Below are 23,472 nucleotides of genomic sequence, written 5' to 3'. Positions count from 1 at the left end.
CGGAGAACAGCGTGAAAAGGTCACTGTTTCATGAGCGATTTGTTCCGAAAGGAGGCAGTGGACGCACAGCGGCGCAGCTGGCTCGGGGCGATATCTCTCGCGCAACCTGTTCGATTCTGGATTCTGGGGCTCTTCGCAGCGATAGCTGCCTCGACAATTGTCAGCTTCCTGTACCTGGGCGAGTACTCGCGCAGATCGCGGGTACTGGGTGAACTTGTGCCAGATCTCGGGCTGTCCACAGTCGTCGCTCCCTCTGCAGGTGTCGTGTCAAGGTTGAATGTGGAAGAGGGCGACCATGTTCGTGTTCAAGATGGACTGCTGACAGTGAATGTTCCAAGAGTCACGTCCTCCGGTCGCGATTCTGTGTCTACCTTGCTCGATGCCCAGAGGAGCCGAATTGCAAGCGTAAGCGCGATCAGCGAGTTTCAGGACAGACAGTTTGCAGCCCAGCAGGACGGCGCCAAAGCGCAGCGCAGCGCGATGTTGCAAGAGCTAGCCCAGATTGAGTCTGAGATCCAGACACGCGGCGAGCAGGTAAGGATCGGGCGCGAAACCGTAGCTCGCTATAGAAGCGTGGAGGGTCAGCGTTATGTGAGTCTCGTTCAGATCAACCAGCAAGAGCAATCGACACTTGAGATGGTGAACGCACAGCAGGCGCTCCAACGCCAAGCGACGTCAATTCGTAGGAGTCTGGCTGAACTGGAGCAGCGCCTTGCGGAGATTCCTCAGCAGAGGCTGTCGACTAAGGCCGCGTCTGAGCGGGACTTGGCGGCACTGAGCCAGGAAACTATTCGGATGGAGGCCGATGGCGAACTCCTTCTTCGGGCTCCCGTAGCCGGACTTGTCGCGAACCGGTTGGTCGAGGCCGGACAGGCCGTACAGCCAGGTCAGGCGATTCTTAGCTTGCTACCCGAAGGGTCCGAGCTAAGAGCGCAGTTGCTTGTCCCGAGTTCCGCGATAGGCTTCGTGAAAGTGGGTGATCGAGTTTTGCTGAGGTACCAAGCATATCCCTACCAAAAGTTCGGTACTCATGAGGGCACCGTAATTCGCATCTCCAGAAGCGCAATGATGAAAAGTAAGGAGAGCAACGATCCAAATCAGTCCCTGTATCGTGTCTTCGTTTCGCTGGACCACCAGGATGTTCTGGCATATGGGAACCGCGAGCCACTGCGTCCAGGTATGCAGCTTGAAGCAGATATTATGGGAGAGCGCCGAAAGCTCTATTAGTGGTTACTCGAGCCGCTCTACTCTGTCACGGGAAAATTTACGAGATAGTTGATGATGCGCACATCGCGGACACGGTGCGCTCATTGCCGCCAACATGGATGGAGATACTCCAGGAGCGGCATGCGCTACCCCTCGCAGTGTTGCCGCTGCCTGCCGCGTCTGAGCGCTGTTTCAGCAGTCGCATAGAAGTCGGCAATGCGCGGAATGAACTGCTGCGGATTGGCACCGACAAGATTGGTCAGCACCACTACCGCCACGCCGCGCTCGGGATAGACCACGAAGGCCGAGCGCGCACCGCCGATACCGGCCACCTGAAGGTCGGGCGACGCGCGCAGTACCGCCCAGCCACCCGCCCACGGGCCGGCACGGCCATCCGCCAGGCGCTCTGCGCTCCACATCCGTCGCAGGGCCGTCTCCGGCAACAGGCGGCCTTCGGTCAGCGCGACCAGCCAGCGCGCGGTGTCGTCGGCGGTGGTGAGGATGCCGCCACCCGCCCACAGCGAAGGCGGTATGTCGTAGAACCAATGCGACAGGCGGGACGGCGCATCTACATCGTCGGTGGCACGCGGGGCCAGGCTGTACATCGTCGCCGCATCCGGAATCAGGTCGTAGCTGTCGCCGAAGGTGGTGCGGGCCATGCGCGCGCTGCTGAACTGGCCGGTGGCGAGGAAACGTTCGTAGGGCATGCCGGATTGCTGCGCGATGATCCGTGCCAGCAATACGTAGTTGGTCTGGTTGTAGGCGAAGCGCTGCCCAGGCGCCGCTTCCAGCGGTCGAGCTGTCACCGCCGCCCATGCCTGTGCTTCGGAACCTCCGCCCAGCAGCCCGTTCGCATCAAGGATGTCCGGAAGGCCGGAGGTATGCGCCAGCAGCTGGTGTACGCGTACGTCTCTCCACGCTGGCGGAAGATCACCCAGATATCGCGAGGCCGGCGCGTCCAGATCCAGCTGCCCCTGCTGGGCCAGCTGCGCGGCAGCCACGCCGGTGAACGCCTTGGTGGCCGAATTGAGCGGGAAGCGGGTGTCGCGCGAGGCAAGCACACCGTTCTCCACGTTGGCCAGCCCGTAGGCTTCGGAGAGCACGATCTGCCCATCCTTGACCACCGCGATCTGCAATCCCGGGATGCGCTGCTCCAGCATGATCTGGCGGATCAGGCGGCGGGTCTGGTCGTTGGCCTGGTCCTGGCTGGCAGAGACGGCGGCGAAGGGCAGGGCACTGATGAGCATGAGCAGGACTCGGAGCATTGGGCGGGACATGCGGAATTCCAGCGGGGCGTTGCGGATCGGATGCGGCGGGCGGGTCAAAGGTTTAAGCGCTCGGTGGTGCCTACCGTTCGTCGGCCCATGACCTCCGGGGGGTTGACTACAGATGTCGTCAAGCTGACAGTGACGACACGTGTAGTCAAGGGAGTGGTGTCATGCGCGGCAAGACCATCGGGGACCAGGAACTGGCCCTGCTGCAGTACATCGATGAACATGCGCCGGCCAGTGTCGGTGAGGTCGCCAGTGGCTACGGCGAGGCCCGTGGGCTGGCTCGTTCCACTGTGCTGACGATGATGGAGCGCCTGCGGGCGAAGGGGTATCTTCAGCGTCGGCAGCAGGACGGCGTCTACCGCTACCAGGCCACCCGTGGCCCGCAGAGCGTGCTGCAGGGCGCGGTGGCGCAGTTCGTCGACAACACCCTGAAGGGCTCGGTGTCGCCGTTCGTGGCCTATCTGTCGCAGCGGCAGAAGGTCAGCGACAACGAGCTGGCCGAGCTGGAAGCGCTGGTCGCCCAACTCCAATCGCGTCGCCACGAGGGCTGAGCCATGGACACCACGATGCTGATCCCGATGCTGGAACGCCTGGGCTGGACCAGCCTGCAGACCGTGCTGCTGGTGGCGCTGGTGTACGGCCTGTGCCGCGCGCTGCCGTCGCTGTCGGCGGCGACCCGCTGCCGCCTGTGGTGGCTGGTCTCGCTGCAGGCCGTGCTCGGCCTGTTCTGGAGCCAGCCGTTGCAGTTGGCCTGGCTGCCTGCCCCGCAGGCGGTGGCGATGACCGCGACCGACGTGGCCGCTGACATCGTCTACCCGCTGGCCCCGGAGGCCTCGGCACAGTTGCTGGCCGCGATGCCGATGCCTGCAGCGGACGCGCCGGCCGTGGCGTGGTGGGCCGTCGCACTGGCCGCGCTGTGGGCATCCGGCGTGCTGCTGATGGCGCTGCGTACCTTCGGTGAGTGGCGTCGCTGCCGCGCGCTGCTGGCAGCGGCCTATCCCTGCGAGGACCAGGCGTTGGTGCAGGCCCTGCAGCTGGCTTCCGATGCACATGGCGTGCGGCCTGCGCCGCGGTTGTGGATGAGCACGCAGGTGGACGCACCGCAGCTGGTCGGCCCGTTCCGCCCGGTGCTGCTGTTGCCGGCTGGCGACAATGCCCTGCAGGGCGACGCGCTGGACCTGGCCCTGACCCACGAACTGCAGCACCTGCAGCGGCGGGACCTGCAGTGGGGCCTGCTGCCTGCGCTGGCCCAGCACCTGTTCTTCTTCCATCCGCTGCTGCGCCTGTCGGTGCGTGAATATGCACAAGCGCGCGAAGAAGCGGTGGACGCAGCGGTGGTGGGCCAGCACGCTGCCAGCCGCCAGGCCTATGGCCGTCTGCTGCTGCAGCTGGGGGTGGCACCGCAGCCGCACCTGGGCGTGGCCAGTGCCGCACCGGATGCCACCAGCCTCAAGCGTCGCCTGCTCTCGCTGCAGCCGCGCCGGGCCTGCCCGCGCATCCTGGCGATGGCGCTGACTGCTGTGGTGGTGGTGGTGGGCGTGGCGCCGATGCGACTGGTCGCAGCGCCGGTGCCGCCGGCACCGCCCGCGCCACCGGCGGCACCCAAGGTCGTGGCGCCAGCACCGCCGAAGGCTCCCAAGGCTCCGGCCGCACCGCCATCCGCCGCGGGCGTGCCGGCGGCCCCGGCCGCGCCTGCAGCACCGGCCGCGCCGGCCGAACCCGCTGACGCGACCGGGCCCGACGATGCCGATGTGGCCGATGTCGACGATGCCACGGGCATGGCCGAAGACGATGAAGGCGCGACGTCGGCCGCCACCTCCATCACCACCTACGGTCGCCTCGACCTGGGCAGGTCGCCCCGGGAGGCCTTCGTTCTGGTTGATGGTGATTCGACCTTCGCCAACGGCGGCATGGACGACGTGACGGTGGCCCGCAGGCAGCTCGGCAAGGGCCCGGCGTTGTGGTTCCGCCAGGGTGACAAGCGCTACGTGGTGCGTGACCCGATGCTGATCCAGACGCTGCAGCGTGCCTACAGCGGTGCCGTAGAGCTGGGCCGCCAGCAGAGCGAACTGGGCCTCCAGCAAAGCCTGTTGGGTCGCCGGCAGGGCGAACTCGGCAGGCAGATGGGTGAAATGGGCCGCCTGCAGGGCGAGGAATCGCGCCGCATCGCACTGATCGCCGCCGAGGCCGCGCGCAGTGCGATGGCCGCGCATGACATCAACCGCGAGGCGGCGGCGGAAGCGGCAAAGGCAGCGCGCGGTGCAACCAGCGACGTGGCCGTTGCGCGTGAGGCTGCACGCGAGGCCGCCGCCGAGGCACGCCGTGCGATGCAGGAAGCCCGCAGCGAGGCCGGGCAGTCCGGCCGCACTCGTGACATGCAGCGCCTGGCCAGCCAGCAGTCTGAACTGGCCAGCCGCCAGGCAGCGCTGGGCAGCCAGCAGGCCGCCTTGGGCGAGCGCCAGGCACGCGTGCATGCCCAAGCGTCGCAGCAGGCGCAGCAGGTGATCGCGCGCGCCTTGGCCAGCGGCAAGGCCGAGCGACTCTGATCGGTAGTGGGGGGCGGGGGGGGGCGCCGGGGGGGGGGGGGGGGGGGGGGGGGCGGGGGGGGGGGGGGGGGGGCGCCCGGGGGGGGCCCCCCCCCCCCCCCCCCCCACTGCCCTGGGGCGATCAACCGCAGCTGGCGCGCTCGATCCGGTTCTGCGCATCCACCTGCACCGTCACGCGGTCCTGGCGGAAGTCCATGGTCACCGCCATGCCCGGCTTGACCACCCGTGCACCGCGCGCGCCGCTGGCGGCCACCAGCTTCTTGATGGTGGCTTCGTCAGCCGTCTTGCCGGTGAAGGCCTCGAGCGCCTCCGGCTTGCATTCGTGCGCGGCGTCGGCCACGGGCGCCGGCGTGGGATCGTGGGCGGTGCTGCCGCCGGCGTGACTGCAGGCGGCCAAGGGCAGGATGGCGAGCAGGACAAGGGGACTGGGACGCATCGTCGGGCTCCAGGCGTGGATGGTGGTGGCAGTGTCACCGCTGCCACCGTCAGGGCATGTCAACGCGGCCCCGTGTCATTACTGCCCGACCAGCGCCAGTGTCTCGCGCTCGCGCTGTTCCTCGCGCACCAGCCGCTGCAGCAGCAGGGCCAGGGTCACCACGTCCTGGTGATTGTGGTCGGCCACCCGGCGCAGGTTCACCGCGTCGCCGCCTCGCAGGAAGCGCAACCACGCACCGGGTGCCTCCGAGCCCGGCAGATCGTCCTCGCGCACCACGCGCAGCAGCTGGCGTTCGATGGTGGACAGCTTGCAGTTCTCCCACGTGCCGCGATAGCGGCGGCGGGTGGGGTAGAGCAGGTCGACATGGTCCAGCGCGCTGATCGGGTCGCGTTGCCGGGCAAGCCGGTAACGCGCTTTCAGCAGCGGTGCGTCATAGCTGCGGCCGTTGTAGCTGCAGAACACGGTGGACGGTTGCAGCCAGCCGGCGAAGGTGGCCAGCATCGCGTCCTCGGCGGCCATGGTGGCCATCAGCAGCTGGCGGATGCGCAGGCCTTCGCCACGCCGCGGGCACACATGCCAGTCCGCAGCGCCGATCATGAAGGCGCGGGTGCCGGTGCCGCCGGCCAGGCCGGTGGTTTCGGTATCGAAGAACAGCAGGTCACGCGCAGCCACGTGCTCGCCGTCGCGACGGGCGAAATCAAGCGACAGCGGTTGTGCCGGGATCGCCTGCGGCTGCAGCGATTCGATCAGGAACAGGCCCGGTGCGATCTCCTCACCTGGCAACTGACGGTCCTGCGCGCTGGCCCGTGCCGGCGTGGCGCCGCTCCGCGTGCGCAGGCCGAGCAGGCGATGCAGGCTGCCAACTTCCGGCCGCCGCAGCGGTGCGGATGCCGGTGTGGGGGCTGCAGCGCCGGTCGGCTTGTGGCGGATTTCCTGTTCGACCCAGGCGAACACCGAACGCTCGGCCGGTGGTTGCCGCGCATCGTTGGCGGCCACGGGTGCCGGTGGCGCAGGGGGCACGTCCGGCACGGCCGGTGTGCTTGCCTTCGGGTCGCCGGCCTGCCTGCGCAGCAGGCGCAGCTTGTCCAGGCTCAGGCTCACGGTGCCAGCAGCTCCATCGGATCGCGCGTGGTCACCACCACGTCGGGCACATGCTGGCAGGCATCGGCATCGAACAGGTCGAGCACGCGCAATGCCAGCGCACGTGGCGAGGTTTCATCCTCTTCCTGCGCGGCCAGCACCGGGCCGACACAGGCCGGGCAGCCGGCCTTGCAGTCGCAGCGTTGCACCAGTTCACGCGCGCGCTGCACCAGTTCGGCCTGACGCTGCCACAACGGCTCGCTGAGGCCGACGCCACCGGGGAAGTTGTCATACAGATACACAGTGGGCACGAATTCCTGCAGCAGTTCGACAACGCCAGGATCACCCTCGCTGCCGCGCAACTGGCCGCGGCCGCTCTGGTCGGCGATCGCGAACCAGGAACCATCGCCGTTGCCCACCGACTTCTGCAGGTCGCGCGCATCGGCCATCACCGCCACGGTGGCGACGATGTGCAGTGCATACGCGGCGCCGAGAAAGCCATCCAGCGCATCCTGCCTGCTGACGAACGCGCGCAGCAGCAGCGCCTGCGGCAGCTGCCACCACACCGCAGTGGTGTGCAGTTCCTGGTCGGGCAGGTTCACCGGCCCGTAGCCGATGTTCTCGTGGGTGTAATAGCGGATCTTCTTGTAGCCGGCCACGCGGCGCACCACGTGCACTTCGCCATGATGCGAATCGCCCCGGCCGGCCACGCCGCCATCGAAACGGTCCAGCACCTTGAGCTTGGTGAAGTCGATGCTGTCGGTGTAGTAGTCCACGTGGGTGCGGGTGACATAGGCCTTGCGGCCCTCCCAGTCGAGCGTCTCCACCTGGTAGGGCGTGGACTGCACCATGTGGATGGCGCCCTCGTACAGGGTGAGCGCGGCGGCGGAGTAATCGACCTCGGCGATGATCTGCTGGCGGCCATCGCTGCGGTCGACCACCACGAAGTTGCCGTCGGCCACCGCACGCAGGCTGACCGCGTTGGCCGGATAGCTGTCGGCGATCCATTCCCAGCGCTCGCCTTCGCGGTGGATGACTTCGGTTTCGGCCAGCGCTTCCAGGAATACCTCCGGATCGATCGGGCCGAAGCCATCGCCGACCCGGAACGGCAGTTCAAAGGCCGCGCAGCGGATATGGTCGAACAGGATCAGCGGCTGGTCTGGCGCAATGCGCGCATGTTCGGGCGAGGCTTCGGCGAAGAAGTCCGGGTGCCGCACCACGTACTGGTCCAGCGGCTGCGAACTGGCCACCATCACGCCGAGTGCGGGTTGCTGGCGGCGACCGGCACGACCGAAACGCTGCCAGGTGGCGGCCACGCTGCCGGGGTAGCCATTGAGGATGACCACGTCCAGGCTGCCGATATCCACGCCCAGTTCCAGCGCCGAGGTGCTGACGATGCCGTCGATGTTGCCGGCACGCATCGCACGCTCGGTCTCGCGGCGTTCGGTGGGCAGATAACCGCCGCGGTAGGCGCGGATGCGGGGCGGCTTGCGCGGGTCGTGGTCGAAGATGTCCTTCAGGTACTTGGTCAGCACCTCGACCATCAACCGGGTCTGCGCGAACACCAGGGTCTTCAGCCCGGACTTGATCGCGATGCGCGCGATGCGGTTGCTCTGCGAGCGCGCCGAGGCACGCAGGCCCAGGTCGGGGTTGATCACCGGCGGGTTCCACAGCAGCACCTGCTTCGGCCCGGTGGGCGCGCCGGATTCGGTGACGGCGGTGACCGGTGCCTCGATCAACGCCTCGGCATGTGCCTGCGGGTTGCCGATGGTGGCCGAGCACAGGATGAACTGCGGTTGCACGCCATAGAACGCGCAGATGCGCTTGAGCCGGCGCAGCACGTTGGTGACGTGGCTGCCGAACACGCCGCGATAGGTGTGCACCTCGTCGATGACGATGTAGCGCAGGTTCTCGAAGAACTGTGCCCACTTGGTGTGATGCGGCAGGATGGCCTGGTGCAGCATGTCCGGGTTGGACACCACGATGTCGCCATGCAGGCGGATCGCCTGGCGCGCATCGCCGGGGGTGTCGCCGTCGAAGGTGAAGGCCTTGACGCCGAGATCGCCGGCACGATTGAGTTCCAGCAGCTCGGCCACCTGGTCCTGGGCCAGTGCTTTGGTCGGGAACAGGTACAGCGCCTTGGCCTTGTCCTGCATGGCCGCGCTGACCACCGGCAGGGTGTAGCACAGCGACTTGCCGCTGGCGGTGGGGGTGACGATGGCTACGTGCTCGCCGCGCTGGCTGGCCTCCCAGGCTTCGGCCTGGTGGCTGTAGAGCTGCTCGATGCCACGTGCCTTCAGTGCAGCGGCCAGCGCCGGTGGTACCGAGTCGGGAATGGGCGCGTAGCGGCCTTCACGGCCGGGAATGGCGAAGCTGCCGGTGATGCGGTCCTGGTAGCGGCGCTGCAGGCGCGCGCTGAGCAGAGCGCCGTCGCGGGCGGGCAGGCCATCGCGGGTGGCGAGCTTCTGCTCGGCATCGGCGGTGCGCTTGGCGAGTTCGTAGGCCATGGAAGAGGAAGCGGGGACGGATTGCGAGGGATCACATGGCACCACATCCATGTCTCAGGATGTGAGACACCACACACGGAGACGTGAACCGTTCAGTGCTCGCGTCCCGTGGTGTGGCCGCATCTCCCTTGGCTGAACAGCGGCCAGTGCAGCAACGAAATCTGAAGCCGGCATCCGTATGCTTGGGCGCTGGACGCAACCAAAGGGTGGATGGCTGTGGCACGACGTGGAACGCAGGGAGCACTCCTGGCCGGCATGCTGCTGACCGGCATCGTACAGGCGCAACAGGCTGCGCCGGTGGCGGTGCCCGATCCTGCACCCGTTCCCCCTGAAGATGCGCCGCCTGCCCCCACCGCACCGATCTCCACCACCTTGCCGCAGGACAACGTCACCACCCTCGGCGAAGTGCGTGCGCTCAAGCCCGATGACGAGCCGCTGGACCTGTACCGCTTCAAGAACCCGGTGAAGTTCGGCGATAACCGCTTCAGCCGCGACTGGAGCGAACCGCCATCGCCGGAGCAGGTCAGCATGGGCGGTGGCTACATCATGATGGGCGTGGTCAAGGGTGTGCTGGCGGCAGCCAAAGGCATCAACAAACTCACCGGCGGTCCCGACCAGATCCAGGCGGCCGTGGCGCGGCCACCCCCAGAGCTCAGTGCCGAACAGCAGCAGCGCGCGCTGCGGTTCTCACAGGAGCAGGATGCCGGCGACACAGCGCCAGTGAAGTAGGCCGGTATATCCTGCGGGCTCCCCCACCAGTAATGCTGTCATGTCCCTGCGTTCATTCTGCCTGCTGGCCGCGTTGCTGCCGGCCTCCGCCTTCGCGTCCGGTATCGCCGATGGCGGCGCCTGCCGCAATGGCGCGTTCCCCTCCCAACAGAGCCGGTTCGCGCTGGCGCGGGTGGTTGATGCACCGCGCCTGTACCTGCTCGGCGACATGGAGGGCTGCCCCGCCAAGGGCGAACCGGCCTGCCGCCAGCGCAGCTATGTGGTCAACGGCGATACGGTGGTGACCGGTCGCGACCTGGGCCGTTACCGCTGCGCGTTCTTCCCCAACAAGGTGGGCGGCAGCGCCGGCTGGGTCGACCGCAGCAAGCTGCAGCCGTTGCCGGTGGCCGTGCCCACGCTGCAGGACTGGACGGGCCACTGGAAAGATGGCGACAACGGCCTGCGCATCACGGTGCAGGGTGGACAGCTGCATGTGGATGGCGACGCCTACTGGCCCTCCGCCAACCCCACGCCGGAACAGCGCCCGTATGGGCCGAACCTGGGCCAGGTGGAAGCGCGTGCCACACCGCAGGGTGCCGATGTCGAGTTCGCCGAGGATACGTGCCGGGTGCGTGTGCACTCGCTGGGTGAGGTGCTGATCGTGGCCGACAACAGCGAATGCGGTGGCATGAACGTGCGCTTCAATGGCGTGTACCGGCGCGCGGGAACGCGTTGACCCCGCCGAAAGACGCCAGCCAAGGTTGGCGTCCACCAGGGCAACCGGCCAGTAGATCCACGCCATGCGTGGATGCCGCCCGCGATCCCATCGTCGCGGTCAGCGCCGCCGCTCCAACCACCACAGCAGCGATGCGCACAGCACGAACGCCAGCCACCACGGCCAGCGCGATCCCGGCACGGGTTGCATCAGCGACGCGGTTGCCGGGGAGGTGCCCGCCAGCGCCTGCGTGGTTGCATCGATCATTGCCTGCTGATGCAGCGCGGGCGCGTCCTTCGGGTCGAACGCATAGCGCCAGAGGGTAGCGTCACCGTGCTGCAGGCGCTGCCAGCCCGCCTCGCGCGGCCACCAGCCCGCGCAATGCAGGTCTGACGTCGCGCCATCGACGATCAGCGGCGTGCCTTCGCCGCGTGCGTTGAAGGCTTGCAGCGGCGCCTGCACGCCGCACAGCGCCTGCCGTTCGCCCGCCCAGCTGATCGGCTGTGGCGACCACAGCGCCTCAGCGCTGCCCTGCGCCCGCGCCAGCGTGGCAACCACGCCGCTCCACAGTTCGCCGTGGCGGTCATCGCGGCCGGCCAGCACCCAGCGCCAACTGTCGGTGATGGGCAGCAGGCCGATGCGGCCTTTGCCGGTAGCGCGCCAGCCACCGACAGCCTTGCCGATGCGATCGTGCAGCAGCGCGTTGCTGCCAGGTACCTGCAGCCCCAGTGCTTCCAGTGTGGGCAGCGCGGCGTCGTGCGAACTGCGGTCTGCCTCTTCGCCGTAGCCGGTCGGCAGCGTACCCGCGGCGAGCGGGCCACGTCGTGCGGTGAGGACCGCGCTCTCGCCGTCGCCGGGAAGTTCGAGGACCTGGCTGCTGCCATCACCCCGCAGCGGCAGGCCCAGATCGTGCAGGCGCTGGCGCGCGCTGGCCGAAGGCGCGCCCGCACTGCGTACCAGCACGCCCAGTCCTTCGCGCAGCGCCTGCCGCACAGCGGCCAGCTGGGCGGCATTCAATGCCGCCAGGCTGCGCTCGTCCAGCAGCAGCAGATCGCTGCGCGCCAGCGACGCCGCGTCCAGCGGCAAGGCGCCGTCGCCGACGCTCAGGCCGGCACCGGTATCGGCCTGCACCTGCACGCGGATGCCGGCATCGGCTGCCCAGCGGCGCAGGTACTTCAGTTCGGGGCCCGGCGCGCTGGCGCGTACCTGCAGGCGCAACGGCGCCGCCGGCAGGGTCTGCTGCGGCACCGGCACGTTGTCCACCACATGGCCGTCGGCATCGAGCAGGCGCAGCTGGAACACGCTGCGGCCTTCGGCGCGGGTGATGCCACTCAACTGAACGTGGCCATCGTCGGCAACATCCGCGCGATCGACCACGCTGCCGGCCGGGTCGAGCAGTTCCGCCTTTGCCCTGGCAACGCCACGCGCCTGTGCCTGTACCTCGAAGCGTGCGCCGGGCGCGGCGTCGGCCGGTGGCTGCAAGGCGACCCAGCCGCGCGGCGGTGCTGTCGGCTGCCAACGTACGTCGCGTGGCAGTACTGCGTCGCGGTCACGCGCGACCAGGCCGGCACCAACCAGCGTCAGCGTGGAGGCCGGATGCTGCCGCAGCGCGGTGGCCAGGTCGGGTACGCGCTTTGCGCCGGGCACATCGGCAGCTTCCGGCAACAGCCACAGCGGACCTTCGCTGGCCGGGAACGCGCCGGCCCTGCTGGCATCGATTCCGAGCACAACCAGCCCGCCTGCGGGTTGCTGGCGGGTGGGCGGCACCAGGCAGAAATACAGCAGCGTGGCGACGATGACCTGCAGTCCGATCACCCCCCAGCGGCGGCCACGGTGCGTGGTGTTGTTGCGCGACTGGCGAACGCTGGCGATCGCCACGATCACAGCGAGTGCCAGGACGATCCACAGGTTCAGGCCGGAGGGGTTCATGGCTGCGCCTCCAGCGCGTCCAGGTAGCGCTGGCCCATCGCATCGGCGGCACCGCGCCGCATCGCCTGCGGCAGTGGACGCTGCAGCGCCCGCCACAACTGAGCGCGCAGGCGCTGGCGGCAGTCGCGGCAACCGGGCTCGATGCGCAGCTGCTCGATGGCGGCAGCCAGATCCAGCGCATCGGGCAGGTAGGCGGCATTGCGCTGCTGCCAGGCAGCGAGTGCATCGAGGTCGGGCACGCTGGTGTCATCACCGAGGCGCTGCCAGGCTTCAACGATGGCCCGGTCGGGCGGGGTTCGTGCGGCCAACGGCAGTTCACGACTGGCCAGTCCGGCGCGATCACCGCCGAGGCGACGGCCTTCATCGATCGGTGGCAGCTCTGGCCCGACCCGGGCCAGATAGATGCGTTCGGCCTGCTGCACCTGCTTGATGAAACCCAGCGCCTTGTAGGCAAACGGCAACGCCTGCTCCGGACGGCCCTGGCGCAGCTCGCCTTCGGCCGACCACATCTGGTCCAGCGCGGCCTTCAGCGTGGCCCGGGTCTGCGGGTCGAGCAGGGTCGCGGCCTCGGCATGGTCATGGGTGTGGCCGTATTCGGAGAGCACATCGGTGGCGCTGCCGAACACCGGTGGCGAATCGGCATTGGACGCCTTGCCGCCGTGATCGTGGCCATGCTCATCGTGTGCCCCGGCCTCGGTGCCATGGTCGTGCTCGTGCTCGTCATCGTGGCTGCCTGCAGCTGGCGCATCGCTGGTGGGCAGGTCGCTGGTCGGCGGCGGCTTCGGTGCGCCTTCGCTTTCCTCACCCAGGAACTGGCCGTAGCGCAGGCGCAGGATGCGCTGGTCGACACCGATCGCATCGCTGCGCTTCACGAAGTCCTCGGCGGCGAGGCTGTGTCGCTGCCGGATCAGCGCTTCGGCATCGATGATGATCTGCCGCTGGCTGCGGAAGTAGGCCGGCAGCGTCTTCTTGATGCGGCCTTCCAGTTCGGCACCGAGTGCAACCTCGGCGCTGGGCAGGCGCAGGATCACGCTGCTGCTGCGCCCGGCCTGCGGTGTTGGCGCGTGGTTGTCGCGTACTTCCAGCTGGGCGATGACATCGCTGCCGGGCTGCGCGCCCAGCGCAGCCAGGTCGAGGCTGTGCGCGAAACGCCGTGCAGTCGCTTCGCCGCTGCCGGTGAGGCCGACACTGCGGCGAACGAAGGTGATGTTCTCGCCGCTGCCCTGGGTAATGGTGATCGACAGCGTTGCCTGCGTGGCCACGGCGTAGTCATCGCTGGCTTCGAAGCGCAACGACCACTGGCGTTGCCCGGGCGTGCCCAGCACCAGGGTCGCGGCGGGCTCCAGCACGCGCACGCTGGGCGCACGATCAGCGACCACGTCCAGGCGATGCAGGCGGGTCTGGGCCAGTGCAGGTTCGCTCACCACGCGGTACAGCACAGGCACGCGCGCCACATCCTGCGCCAGCCACTGCCCATCCTGCTCGCTCAGCGGCAGCCGGCGGCCGTCGTGGAACTGCAGCCATGCCTTGTCCGGCGCGCGATCGAAGCGCAACGACCACGACAGCCGGCTGTCCGCGGCGACCTTGGCATCCAGCGCGTTCTGGGTGCGCGTGGCCTGGCCGGTATAGGCCGGTGCGTCGATCCGCAGGCGGGTGGACTGAAGGTGCAGCGGGCCGGCGGCAGCCGTGCTGACAGGCGCCGATGTGCGGGCCGGCGCGGAGTCGGGGCCGGAACGTGGCCAGCCGAATGCCAGCGCAGTGATCGCCAGGCCCGCGACCCAGCTCAGGGCCAACGCCCTGCGCGGCCAGCGCTGACGCAGGTCCGGTGTCGCGCGCTCCAGCGTGGCCAGCACATGCGCGCGCTGGCGCTGCTGCAGCGGATTGAGCATGGCGGCATCGGCGAACAGCAGGTCGGCACTGTCCTCGCTGGCACCGCTGGCATCAAGCTGGCGCTGCACCCACTGTGGGTCCAGCTGGCGGGCATGTGCCGTGGCGAGCGCTGCGCAGGCGAGCGCGCTGACGGTGCCGACCACGCAGGCGATATCGAAGCCCGCCAGACGCAGCACCAGCGTCGTCGCGGCCAGCGCCCATGGCAGGCCCAGCAGCAGGGTAACGAGTGCACGTCGACGGCGTGCGCGTTGCCAGGCGTGCTGCAGGGTGTTCATGTGGCCACCCTGCGCCGGCGACTGCTGGCCATCCAGCGCTCCAGCGCGAACAGCAGCACGATGACCAGCAGCAACCACGTGGTTGGCTCACGCGCTGGGGGCGCTATGGCGGGCAGTGCGGCCCGGCGTGGTGCCTGGTCCTGTGCATCGCCGAGGCGCGGTGACGCTGGCGGTTGCAGCGCCAGCAGCAGGGCACGCGGCAACCGCGGGTCGCGCAGCGCAGCGTTGCCTGAGGCATCCCAGTCGCCGGGCAGTGACAACAGGACGCCGTGGCCGATGCGCTGTTGCCACAGCACTGGTGAGCCGTCGGCGTTGCGCAGCAGGATGCCGGCGTCGCCAGCAGGCTTGCCGGCGCTCACTGCACGACCGCCGTGGCGCAGCCATGCCTGCCAGCTCGCCGGCAGTGCATCGCTGCGGCTCCATACGCCGATCTCGCCGCGTTCGGGCAGGGCATCGGCCGACAGAGGAGCGAGCGGCGCCTGCATGCCCCACGCGCGCTGCAGTGCGTTCACCCAGTGCTGGGCGGCGGCCGGCGCATCGCTGTGCACGCGCAGACGCGGCAGCGTCGCGGCACTCGGTTGCGGAGTGGCCGGTACCGGTTGCGGCCGCCACTGCACTTCGCGCGACAGCTGCAGGCGGGTGCCGTCCAGACCGGGCAGGGGATCGGGAACGTGCACGGTCAACGCGGTGCCCGCGGGCAGCTGTGCGTCCAACTCGCGCAGCAGGCTGGGCAGCGATGCGCTGGATGCCGGCGGTGCCTGATCGATGGTGGGGAAGCCGGGTGCCAGCCAGTGCCAGTTGCCCTCTTCGGCGGTGCCGCGCAGTGCGGCGGCGTCCAATCCGGGAGCCACTACCGTCCACTCGGTGGGGACGGGCGCGGGGCCGGTCAATGCAGGGCGTGCCAGCAGCAAGGCCAATGCGGCCAGCAGCAACAGGCGCAGCAGCAGCAACGGCCAGTCATCGAAGCGGATGCGCTGGCGCGGGCGGATCTGCGCGCGCAGCCAGCGCAGCGCGGCGAAATCCAGCGGCGTGTACGGATGGCGCCGGGCCAGATGGATCAGCAGCGGTAGCAACCACGCAGCGAGCGCGGCCAGGCCCAACGGGAACAGCAGGGTCATGCACTGCCCCCACGGCCGAACAGCGCCTGCAGGGGTTGATCCAACGGCTGGTCGAGCCAGCCGGTGGCACTGGCAATGCCGCTGGCCTGCAGGCGCGACTGCAATGCGTTGCGTGCGTCAGCGAAGCGCTGCAGGTAGTCGGCGCGGATCGCCGCGCCATCGCCCAGCAGTTCCTCGCCGGTCTCCGGATCGCGGAAGCGATGGCCGGCGTCGAACGGGAAATCACGCTCGTCGGCGGTCAGGATCTGCAGCAGTGCCACTTCACGGCGTGCGCTGGCCAGTTGCTCCAGCAGCACGATGCAGGCCGCGTCGAAGCCATCACCCATCGCCAGCAGCAGGTCGCCCGGGCGCACGCGCTCCCACAGTGGCCGCAGGCGTTCGGCCGCGGGCCAGGTGCCGCGCGCATGCAGGGCATGCAGTTGCAGATGCACGCGGTCACGCTGGCGTGCGCCGTTCGCCGCGGGCACCAGCTGCAGTCCATCGCCATTGATCGCCAGCAGGCCGAAACGGTCGCCCTGCTGCAGCGCCAGTTCCACCACGCAGGCGGCCACGCCGCGCATGTGATCCAGGCGCGTGCGCTGCGGTGCCGCGCGATCGGCCTGGCCGGCCGAGGCGGTGGCATCGAGCAACAGCCAGACCGTGATCGGGCTTTCGCGTTCGGATTCGCGCACGAAGAAGCGGTCCGAACGCGCGTACAGCTTCCAGTCGATCTGGCGCAGCTCGTCGCCCGGTTCGTAGGCCCGGTACTGGGCGAACTCGAGGCCGGCACCGCGGCTGCGGCTGGCGTGCTGGCCGATGCCACTGGCACCGCTGGCCAGGCGCGGCCGCAGCCGCAGCAGGCGCAGGCGCGCATGCAGTTCCGGTGGCAAGGTCAGCGGGGTACCGGCGTTCACGCGTGGATCAACCCGGGAATGGCACGGCCTGCAGCAGGGCGGCGACCACGTCGTCGGCACGCTTCTGCTCGGCCTCGGCGGCGAACGACAGCAGCAGGCGATGGCGCATCACCGGCGCGGCCAGCGCCTGCACGTCCTCGCGGGTGGCGGCGAAGCGGCCCTGCAGCAAGGCGCGCGCTTTTGCCGCGAGCACCAGCGACTGCCCGGCGCGCGGACCGGCGCCCCACTTCACCCATTGGTTGATCGCCGCCGGGGCGCCTTCGCCGGGCCGGCTAGCGCGCACCAGGCGGGTGATCCAGGCCAGCACGTCGGGGCTGACATGCACCTGCCGCACAGCCGCCTGCAGGGCGATCACCGCCTCGGCATCCATCACCTTCGGCACCGCGTCGGTGGCACCGCCGGTGGTCTGTTCCAGGATCCGCCGTTCCTCGTCTTCGCTGGGGTAATCCACCAGCACATGCAGCAGGAAGCGGTCCAGTTGCGCTTCGGGCAGCGGGTAGGTGCCGGCCTGCTCGATCGGGTTCTGCGTGGCCAGCACGAAGAACGGCGCGGGCAACGCGTAGGTGGTGCCGGCGTAGCTGACCGTGCGTTCCTGCATTGCCTCCAGCAGTGCGGCCTGGGTCTTGGGCGGGGTGCGGTTGAGTTCGTCGGCCAGCAGCAGGTGGGTGAAGATCGGGCCCTGCTGGAAGCGGAAATGGCGATGGCCGGTGCCATGGTCTTCCTCCAGCAGCTCGGTGCCGAGAATGTCGCTGGGCATCAGGTCGGGGGTGAACTGCACGCGCCGGAACTGCAGTTCCAATGCCTGGCCGAGTGAGCGCACCAGCAGGGTCTTGCCGAGCCCGGGCGCACCTTCCAGCAGGCAGTGGCCACCGGCCAGCAGGCCGATCAACAGCTGCTCGACCACCGTGTGCTGGCCCACCACCGCGCGTGCAAGCGCGGCGCGCAGTTCATCCAGGCGCGGCAGCAGGGAATCGAGGTCGGGGGAGTTCATGGGCGTGCAGGTCCTGTCAATTGTTCAACGCGTACATCACGATGTTGACGCCAAAGCGGGTGTTGTCTTCGGCCAGGAAGCGCTTGTTGCGCCAGTCGTAGTCCCACTCGCAGCCATAGTCCTTGTTGCTGTAGAGCAGGCCCAGCCGACCATCGACCTCGATGCCTTTCAGATAGTCGTGCACCAGGTCGTCGCCCCAGCCGTTGAGTTCGAAGCTGGTGGCGGGCGGACCGTCCGGGAAGCGGAAGAAACTGCGGTACAGCGCGTGGCTGTTGGGCAGTTTCTGCAATGCCTTCGGGCCGAACAGCCGGCCCATCTGTGCCTCGAACGAGGTGGCGAACAGGCCGTCGATGTCATGGTTGCAGTCGTCGACGAAGACGAAGCCGCCATTGCGCACGTAGCGCACGAAGTTCTGCCGTTCGGCGGCGTTGAACTCCACCAGCGTGTGCCCGGCCAGGTAGCAGAACGGCGCTTCCAGCATGCGCGGGTCGGCCAGGGCCACCACGTGTTCCTGCGGGTCCACGCGCAGCGAAGTGTAGTCGATCAGCGAGGTGATCAGGTTGGACGGCATGCGCGCGTCCACGTCCCAGTCACCGGAGTCGTACTGCAGGCGGGTGAACCAGAAGTCGTAGCGCGAACTGCGCGGGCCTGCCTGTGCCCAGGCTGGCAGCGCCGCCGCCGAAGCGGCAGCGGCCAACCAGCGCAGGCAGGCCCGGCGATCCATCAGACCGCGTCGGACAGCGAGGTGAAGGTGAAATCGCGCAGCTTCATCGGCGGGATCATCATCACGAAGCTGGACTCATCACCGGCCACACGCACCGGCTTGCCCAGCTCTTCGATGTTGTTGAGCATGATCACCGGCGACTCGTTGAAGCGGAAGTTCTTCACCGGGTACTTGATCTGGCCGTTCTCGATGTAGAAGGTGCCGTCGCGGGTCAGGCCGGTCAGCAGCACGGTCTGCGGGTCGACCATGCGGATGTACCAGGTGCGGGTGACCAGGATGCCCTTCTGGGTGCCGCGCACCAGCTCGGCGGTGCTCTTGTCGCCACCGCTCATCAGCAGGTTGCCAGGCGTAGCCTTGGCGGTCTTGCCCTGCTTCTGCGCCCAGAAGCGCGAGTAGTCCAGGTTGGCGATCCTGCCGTTCTCGATGATGGCCATGCGTTCGCGCGGCAGGCCTTCGTTGTCCCACGGCAGCACCGGCGCCTCCGGATGCCACGGGTCGGCGATCATGGTCACGCGCGGGTCGTAGACCTGCTCGCCCAGCTTGTTGCCGCCGCCCTTCTTCGACAGGAAGCTGCGGCCCTCATCGGCCGAGCGTGCACTGAAGAAGTTCATCATGAAGCTGATCAGGCCTGCAGCTGCGGCCGGCTCCAGGATGACCGTGTACTTGCCCGGTTCCAGTGCCTTGGCTTCGGCCGATTCGGTGGCCTTGCGCATGGCGATGCGGATGTCCTGGTCAGCCTTGAAGTCCGCCGCGTCCTTCAGGTTGCGGCCGACCCAGCCCGAACCACGGCCATCTTCGGTGCGCACAGTGCAGGTGTAATCGAAGTTGGTGGTGCGCTGGTAAGCGAAGTTGCCGTTGCTGTTGGCGGTGGCCTGGAAGCCCTGCCCGTCCTCCAGGAAGCCGGCGGCGATCAGGCCGTGGCCGCGGCACGGGGCGATCGAATCGGCAGCGACCTTCGCACGGAAGGCCGGATCGATCGCGGCGGTGGAGTCGCTGAAGGTCGGGCTGGCGCGGTAGCTCTGCTTGCCGATGGCCGGCATGAACTCCGGGTTCTCCGGGGCCAGGCGGGCCAGGTCTTCGGCACGGCGTACCACGCGTTCCAGCGCGGCGTCGTCGAACTCGTTGATCGAGGCAGTGCCGACGCGCTTGCCGAAGGCGACGGTGACCGCCAGTTCGGTGTTGTCGACGATGCCGCTGGTGGAGACATTGTTCAGCGCGAAACGGATGTTGCCGCTGATTGCACCGGCCAGCACGGCGGTGCACTCGTCGGCCTTGGACAGGGCGATGACCTTGTCGAGGATGGCCTTGGCCTGGGCTTCGGTGAAGATACTCATGTGTAAGGGCTCCTGACCGGTCAGCCGAGGCTGCGTGCGGTGTTGATGACGTTGATGCCGTTGAAGCGCGCGGTGGACGAGCCGTGCGAGACCGCCGAGACCTGTCCCGGCTGGCCCTTGCCGTCGAAGAACGAACCGCCCAGGCGGTAGTCGCGCTCGTCGGCCACGGCGGTACAGGCGTTCCAGAATTCCGGCGTGCGGATCTGGTAGGCCACGTCTTCCAGCATGCGGGTGATCTGGCCGTTCTTGATCTCGTAGAACAGCTGGCCGCCGAACTGCGCGTTGTAGCGCTGCTGGTCGATCGAGAACGAACCGTCACCGATGATGTAGATGCCGTTCTCCACGTCCTTGATCAGGTCCGGCACGCTCAGCGGCTTCTTGCCCGGTGCCATCGACACGTTGGCCATGCGCTGGAACTGCACGCTGGACCACGAGTCGGCATAGCAGCAGCCGTCGGACTCGGTCTTGCCGAGGATGTGCGCCTGGTCGCGGATGGTCTGGTAGTCCACCAGCTTGCCGTTGCTGATCAGGTCCCAGCGCTTGCACTTCACGCCTTCATCGTCGTATGCCACGGCGCCAAGGCTGCCCGGCTGGGTCTTGTCGGCGAAGATGTTGACCAGCTCGCTGCCGTACTGGAAACGCTGTTCGCGCTTGTCCAGGGTGGCGAAGCTGGTGCCGGCGTAGTTGGCTTCGTAGCCGAGCACGCGGTCCAGTTCCAGCGGGTGGCCGATCGACTCGTGGATGGTCAGCCAGGTGTGCGACGGATCGAGCACCAGGTCGTACTTGCCCGGCTTCACCGACGGTGCCTTCAGCTTTTCCTGCGCCTGCCGGGCGGCGGCGATGGCGTCTTCCTTCATGTCGTAGGAAGAACTGTAGTTGACCACGCCATTGGGGCTGACCACCTTGCCCGCGGCGGCGCCGTCCAGGTACTCGTAGCCCAGGCCCATCGGCGAGGACAGGCCCGAACGGGTGCGGAACTTGCCGCTGGCCTTGTCGATGGCGGTGACCGTCATCGGCGCCCAGATGCGATGCACGTCCTGGTCGATGTAGGAACCGTCGGTGGAGGCGAAGTACTTCTGCTCGTTGACCAGGAACAGCATCGAGTTGACGAAGCTGGCACCGGCGCCCATTGCGGCGGCGTTGACGTCCAGCAGCAGGCCGACCTTGTCCTTGATCGGCACCTCCATCGCATTCTTGCGGATCGGCGTGCGCCAGCTCACCTCACCCACGCCCGGCGCCTTGGCCAGCTGCACCGGCGCGGTCTGCACGCCGGCATTGGCCTTGGCGATCGCCGCCGCCTGCTGCGCGGCCTTGGCCACATCGGCCGTACCCAGCGCGTTGGTGGCGGCAAAGCCCCACGCACCATTGACGATCACGCGGATGCCCACGCCAGTGGACTCGGTGTTCACCACGTTCTGCACCTTGTCTTCGCGGGTGATCACGAACTGCCGCAGGTAGCGGCCGATGCGCACGTCGCAGTAGGTGGCACCGGCCTGGCGGGCGGCAGCCAGCGCCGCATCGGCCAGGCGCTTCTTCAGCCCCAGGTCCAGCGTGCTCTGCAGCTGCTCGGCGGCGATCACCTTGCCGAAGAAGGAGGGCACGATCAGCCCGCCCGCGGTAAGCCCGGTCAGGGCCAGGAAGTCACGTCTTTGCAAGGCTGCTCTCCATGTCGAAGGATGGGTGGCTCAAGCGCCGAGACTGCGCGCGGTGTTGATGATGTTGATGCCGTTGAAGCGGGTGGTGGATGAACCGTGCGAGACCGCCGACACCTGGCCCGGCTGGCCCTTGCCATCGAAGAACGAACCGCCCAGGCGGAAGTCGCGTTCATCGCAGATGGCGGTGCAGGCATTCCAGAATTCCGGGGTGCGGATCTGGTAGGCCGCATCCTCAACCATGCCGGCGATCTTTCCGTCCTTGATCTGGTAGTACAGCTGGCCGCCGAACTGCGCGTTGTAACGCTGCTGATCGATCGAATACGAACCGCGGCCGTGGATGTAGATGCCGTTCTCCACGTCCTTGATCATGTCCTCGACGCTGAGCGGTTGCTTGCCCGGCGCCAGCGAGACATTGGCCATGCGCTGGAACTGCACGCTGGACCAGGAATCGGCGTAGCTGCAGCCATGCGATGCATCGCGGCCGAGGATATGGGCTTCGTCACGGGTGGCCTGGTAATCGACCAGGATGCCGTCGCGCACCAGGTCCCAGCGCTGGGTCTTCACGCCCTCGTCGTCGTAGCCGACCGCGCCGAGGCTGCCGGGCTGGGTCTTGTCGGCGAAGAAGGTGACGATGTCGCTGCCCCAGCGGAAGCCGGCATCGCGCTTGTCCAGCGTGGCGAAGCTGGTGCCGGCGTAGTTGGCTTCGTAGCCGAGCACGCGGTCCAGCTCCAGCGGGTGGCCAACGTTCTCGTGGATGGTCAGGAACAGATTGGACGGGTCCAGCACCAGGTCGTACTTGCCGGGCTTCACCGACGGCGCCTTCAGTTTCTCGCGCGCGTGGCGGGCGGCCGCAATGGCGTCCTCGACCGGGTCGTAGGAATCGCGGTAGGCAGTGATGCCACCGGGCAGCTGCACCTTGCCGCGCGCATCGCCGTCGAGGAACTCATAGCCCATGCCCATCGGCGAGGACAGGCCGGCGCGGGTGCGGAATCTGCCGCTGGCCTTGTCGATGGCGGTGGCGGTGAACGGCAACCAGATGCGGTGGATGTCCTGGTCGATGAACGAGCCGTCGCTGGAGGCGAAGTACTTCTGTTCGTTGACCAGGAACAGGGTGGAATTGATGTAGTCGGCGCCCGCATCCAGCGCAGCGGCATTGAGGGCCAGCAGCAGCTCGACCTTGTCCTGGATCGGCACCGCCATCGCGTTCCTGCGGATGGGCGTCTGCCAGCGCACTTCACCGACGGACGGCGTGGGTGCCAGTTGCACCGGGCGGGTCTGGATGCTGGCGTTGGCGCGGGCGATTGCTGCGGCCTGCTCGACCGCTGCGCGCACGGCGGCCTCGGTCTGCTGATGGGTGGCAGCAAAGCCCCAGGCGCCGTTGACGATCACCCGCACACCCACGCCGGACGATTCTCGGTTGGTCACATTGCCGACCTGGTGCTCGCGGGTGATCACCGACTGATTGAGGTAGCGGCCGATGCGCACATCGCAGTAGCTGGCCTTGGCCGAGCGTGCGGTGGCCAGCGCGACCTCGGCCAAGCGCCGGCGCTGGGCGGTATCGACCGGCGCCAGCAGCTGCTCGGCGGCGATGGCACGGGAATGCGGCAGCAGCAGGCCGGCCAGGCCCAGGCCGGAAAAAGCCAGGAACTCACGTCGTTGCACAGCGTTTCTCTCTCTCGCTTGCGTGCGGTCGGCAACGCGCCGGACCGATCACGTCAACTCCTCGACTTTCGCCAGCGCGGCGCAACCGGGCAAGTGACTGCAGTCATGGTTGGGGAGGGTTTCGGCAGGGCTTGCAGCCCTGCACCTGCTCAATGCAACGGCAACGGCAACGGCCAAAGCCAGAGCCAGAGCCAGAGCCAGAGCCAAAGCCAGAGCCAAAGCCAGAGCCAAAGCCAGAGCGGCATTCCATGGGTGGGCGGGGGGGGGGGGGGGGGGGGGGGGGGGGGGGGGGGGGGGGGGGGGGGGGGGGGGGGGGGCGGGGGCGGGGGGGCGGGGGGGCGGGGCCCCGTGGCTCGTGGCCTGATGACGCAAGTTCTTCCCGATCGGCTGCCTCGATGGACCTCGCTTCCCGCTTGCTTGTCAGCCGCCCACCAGGCGTTTCCAACAACAAGAGTGAGTCACAGGGAGATAGTGAGATGGCTGATCGGGACACCGGTACCGTCTCGTGCTTAAAAGATGCGAACGGCTT

General features: G+C 68.1%; 18 protein-coding genes. 5 read left to right on the top strand and 13 right to left on the bottom strand.

The window, feature by feature from the left end; translation table 11 throughout:
- The first annotated feature begins 30 nt into the window (after positions 1–30).
- Positions 31–1,227: an HlyD family efflux transporter periplasmic adaptor subunit gene (locus WDC87_RS12635; protein WP_252744749.1), complete on the top strand. Its 1,197-nt coding sequence runs from the start codon at positions 31–33 to the stop codon at positions 1,225–1,227.
- A 125-nt stretch (positions 1,228–1,352) separates the two neighbouring features.
- Here WDC87_RS12635 and WDC87_RS12630 read toward each other — a convergent pair whose 3' ends face one another.
- Positions 1,353–2,453 carry a serine hydrolase domain-containing protein gene (locus tag WDC87_RS12630; protein WP_088496780.1) on the bottom strand — a complete coding sequence of 367 codons (1,101 nt, stop codon included), beginning with the start codon at positions 2,451–2,453 and terminating at the stop codon, positions 1,353–1,355.
- A gap of 191 nt (positions 2,454–2,644) precedes the next feature.
- Between WDC87_RS12630 and WDC87_RS12625 the strand changes: the two genes are divergently transcribed.
- Positions 2,645–3,031: a BlaI/MecI/CopY family transcriptional regulator gene (locus WDC87_RS12625; RefSeq protein ID WP_252744748.1), complete on the top strand. Its 387-nt coding sequence runs from the start codon at positions 2,645–2,647 to the stop codon at positions 3,029–3,031.
- 3 nt (positions 3,032–3,034) lie between these two features.
- Positions 3,035–5,026, top strand: a complete 1,992-nt coding sequence (locus tag WDC87_RS12620) for a M56 family metallopeptidase (protein WP_252744747.1) — start codon at positions 3,035–3,037, stop codon at positions 5,024–5,026.
- 121 nt (positions 5,027–5,147) lie between these two features.
- Here the strand turns inward: WDC87_RS12620 and WDC87_RS12615 are convergent, their stop codons facing one another.
- The 3 genes from WDC87_RS12615 to WDC87_RS12605 form a co-directional block, all read right to left on the bottom strand.
- Positions 5,148–5,462: an I78 family peptidase inhibitor gene (locus tag WDC87_RS12615; RefSeq protein ID WP_072167401.1), complete on the bottom strand. Its 315-nt coding sequence runs from the start codon at positions 5,460–5,462 to the stop codon at positions 5,148–5,150.
- A gap of 78 nt (positions 5,463–5,540) precedes the next feature.
- Positions 5,541–6,563 carry a ribonuclease H-like domain-containing protein gene (locus tag WDC87_RS12610; RefSeq protein ID WP_252744746.1) on the bottom strand — a complete coding sequence of 341 codons (1,023 nt, stop codon included), beginning with the start codon at positions 6,561–6,563 and terminating at the stop codon, positions 5,541–5,543.
- A complete protein-coding gene (locus WDC87_RS12605) occupies positions 6,560–9,049 on the bottom strand; it encodes a DEAD/DEAH box helicase (RefSeq protein WP_252744745.1) in 2,490 nt (829 codons plus the stop codon). The genes WDC87_RS12610 and WDC87_RS12605 overlap by 4 nt, the downstream gene beginning before the upstream one ends.
- Positions 9,050–9,259: 210 nt before the next feature.
- Here WDC87_RS12605 and WDC87_RS12600 point away from each other — a divergent pair, with 210 nt between their 5' ends.
- The gene (locus WDC87_RS12600; RefSeq protein ID WP_061479909.1) at positions 9,260–9,778 is read left to right on the top strand and encodes a hypothetical protein; all 519 of its coding nucleotides are present in this window, start codon (positions 9,260–9,262) and stop codon (positions 9,776–9,778) included.
- 40 nt (positions 9,779–9,818) lie between these two features.
- Positions 9,819–10,493 carry a hypothetical protein gene (locus tag WDC87_RS12595; RefSeq protein WP_072167397.1) on the top strand — a complete coding sequence of 225 codons (675 nt, stop codon included), beginning with the start codon at positions 9,819–9,821 and terminating at the stop codon, positions 10,491–10,493.
- Positions 10,494–10,592: 99 nt separating this feature from the next.
- Here the strand turns inward: WDC87_RS12595 and WDC87_RS12590 are convergent, their stop codons facing one another.
- Genes WDC87_RS12590 through WDC87_RS12550 form a run of 9 tightly spaced genes read right to left on the bottom strand, consistent with a single transcriptional unit; the run spans position 10,593 to position 22,943 of the window.
- Positions 10,593–12,401, bottom strand: a complete 1,809-nt coding sequence (locus tag WDC87_RS12590; protein ID WP_252744744.1) for a hypothetical protein — start codon at positions 12,399–12,401, stop codon at positions 10,593–10,595.
- Positions 12,398–14,566, bottom strand: a complete 2,169-nt coding sequence (locus tag WDC87_RS12585; protein WP_088496774.1) for a hypothetical protein — start codon at positions 14,564–14,566, stop codon at positions 12,398–12,400. Before WDC87_RS12585 ends, WDC87_RS12590 begins: the two co-directional genes overlap by 4 nt.
- Positions 14,563–15,684, bottom strand: coding sequence for a BatA domain-containing protein (locus tag WDC87_RS12580; protein ID WP_088496773.1), 1,122 nt, complete (start codon positions 15,682–15,684; stop codon positions 14,563–14,565). The genes WDC87_RS12585 and WDC87_RS12580 overlap by 4 nt, the downstream gene beginning before the upstream one ends.
- Positions 15,681–16,577, bottom strand: a complete 897-nt coding sequence (locus tag WDC87_RS12575) for a DUF58 domain-containing protein (protein WP_252744743.1) — start codon at positions 16,575–16,577, stop codon at positions 15,681–15,683. Before WDC87_RS12575 ends, WDC87_RS12580 begins: the two co-directional genes overlap by 4 nt.
- A gap of 7 nt (positions 16,578–16,584) precedes the next feature.
- Positions 16,585–17,568 carry a MoxR family ATPase gene (locus WDC87_RS12570; RefSeq protein ID WP_061479903.1) on the bottom strand — a complete coding sequence of 328 codons (984 nt, stop codon included), beginning with the start codon at positions 17,566–17,568 and terminating at the stop codon, positions 16,585–16,587.
- A 16-nt stretch (positions 17,569–17,584) separates the two neighbouring features.
- Positions 17,585–18,292 (bottom strand): DUF4159 domain-containing protein, encoded by a 708-nt coding sequence (locus tag WDC87_RS12565; RefSeq protein WP_005421001.1) that lies wholly within the window; start codon positions 18,290–18,292, stop codon positions 17,585–17,587.
- Entirely contained in the window at positions 18,292–19,626 is a 1,335-nt protein-coding gene (locus tag WDC87_RS12560; RefSeq protein WP_252744742.1) for a TldD/PmbA family protein, read from the bottom strand. Before WDC87_RS12560 ends, WDC87_RS12565 begins: the two co-directional genes overlap by 1 nt.
- A 20-nt stretch (positions 19,627–19,646) precedes the next feature.
- Positions 19,647–21,281: a TldD/PmbA family protein gene (locus WDC87_RS12555; RefSeq protein WP_061479900.1), complete on the bottom strand. Its 1,635-nt coding sequence runs from the start codon at positions 21,279–21,281 to the stop codon at positions 19,647–19,649.
- A 30-nt stretch (positions 21,282–21,311) separates the two neighbouring features.
- Positions 21,312–22,943, bottom strand: a complete 1,632-nt coding sequence (locus WDC87_RS12550) for a TldD/PmbA family protein (RefSeq protein WP_072167390.1) — start codon at positions 22,941–22,943, stop codon at positions 21,312–21,314.
- Between the last annotated feature and the right edge of the window lie 529 nt (positions 22,944–23,472).

Source organism: Stenotrophomonas maltophilia group sp. Smal12 (assembly GCF_037079935.1).
In the GTDB taxonomy this organism is placed as follows: domain Bacteria; phylum Pseudomonadota; class Gammaproteobacteria; order Xanthomonadales; family Xanthomonadaceae; genus Stenotrophomonas; species Stenotrophomonas sepilia.
This window is presented reverse-complemented; position numbering and strand designations above follow the sequence as displayed.

What these genes read in the sequence shown, in the direction of transcription:
- WDC87_RS12615 (WP_072167401.1), bottom strand. Translation starts at nt 5,462, where the DNA reads ATGCGTCCCAGTCCCCTTGTCCTGCTCGCCATCCTGCCCTTGGCCGCC.
- WDC87_RS12585 (WP_088496774.1), bottom strand. Translation starts at nt 14,566, where the DNA reads ATGAACACCCTGCAGCACGCCTGGCAACGCGCACGCCGTCGACGTGCA.
- WDC87_RS12560 (WP_252744742.1), bottom strand. Translation starts at nt 19,626, where the DNA reads ATGAGTATCTTCACCGAAGCCCAGGCCAAGGCCATCCTCGACAAGGTC.
- WDC87_RS12565 (WP_005421001.1), bottom strand. Translation starts at nt 18,292, where the DNA reads ATGGATCGCCGGGCCTGCCTGCGCTGGTTGGCCGCTGCCGCTTCGGCG.
- WDC87_RS12620 (WP_252744747.1), top strand. Translation starts at nt 3,035, where the DNA reads ATGGACACCACGATGCTGATCCCGATGCTGGAACGCCTGGGCTGGACC.
- WDC87_RS12605 (WP_252744745.1), bottom strand. Translation starts at nt 9,049, where the DNA reads ATGGCCTACGAACTCGCCAAGCGCACCGCCGATGCCGAGCAGAAGCTC.
- WDC87_RS12590 (WP_252744744.1), bottom strand. Translation starts at nt 12,401, where the DNA reads ATGAACCCCTCCGGCCTGAACCTGTGGATCGTCCTGGCACTCGCTGTG.
- WDC87_RS12580 (WP_088496773.1), bottom strand. Translation starts at nt 15,684, where the DNA reads ATGACCCTGCTGTTCCCGTTGGGCCTGGCCGCGCTCGCTGCGTGGTTG.
- WDC87_RS12595 (WP_072167397.1), top strand. Translation starts at nt 9,819, where the DNA reads ATGTCCCTGCGTTCATTCTGCCTGCTGGCCGCGTTGCTGCCGGCCTCC.
- WDC87_RS12570 (WP_061479903.1), bottom strand. Translation starts at nt 17,568, where the DNA reads ATGAACTCCCCCGACCTCGATTCCCTGCTGCCGCGCCTGGATGAACTG.
- WDC87_RS12630 (WP_088496780.1), bottom strand. Translation starts at nt 2,453, where the DNA reads ATGCTCATCAGTGCCCTGCCCTTCGCCGCCGTCTCTGCCAGCCAGGAC.
- WDC87_RS12635 (WP_252744749.1), top strand. Translation starts at nt 31, where the DNA reads ATGAGCGATTTGTTCCGAAAGGAGGCAGTGGACGCACAGCGGCGCAGC.
- WDC87_RS12600 (WP_061479909.1), top strand. Translation starts at nt 9,260, where the DNA reads ATGGCTGTGGCACGACGTGGAACGCAGGGAGCACTCCTGGCCGGCATG.
- WDC87_RS12625 (WP_252744748.1), top strand. Translation starts at nt 2,645, where the DNA reads ATGCGCGGCAAGACCATCGGGGACCAGGAACTGGCCCTGCTGCAGTAC.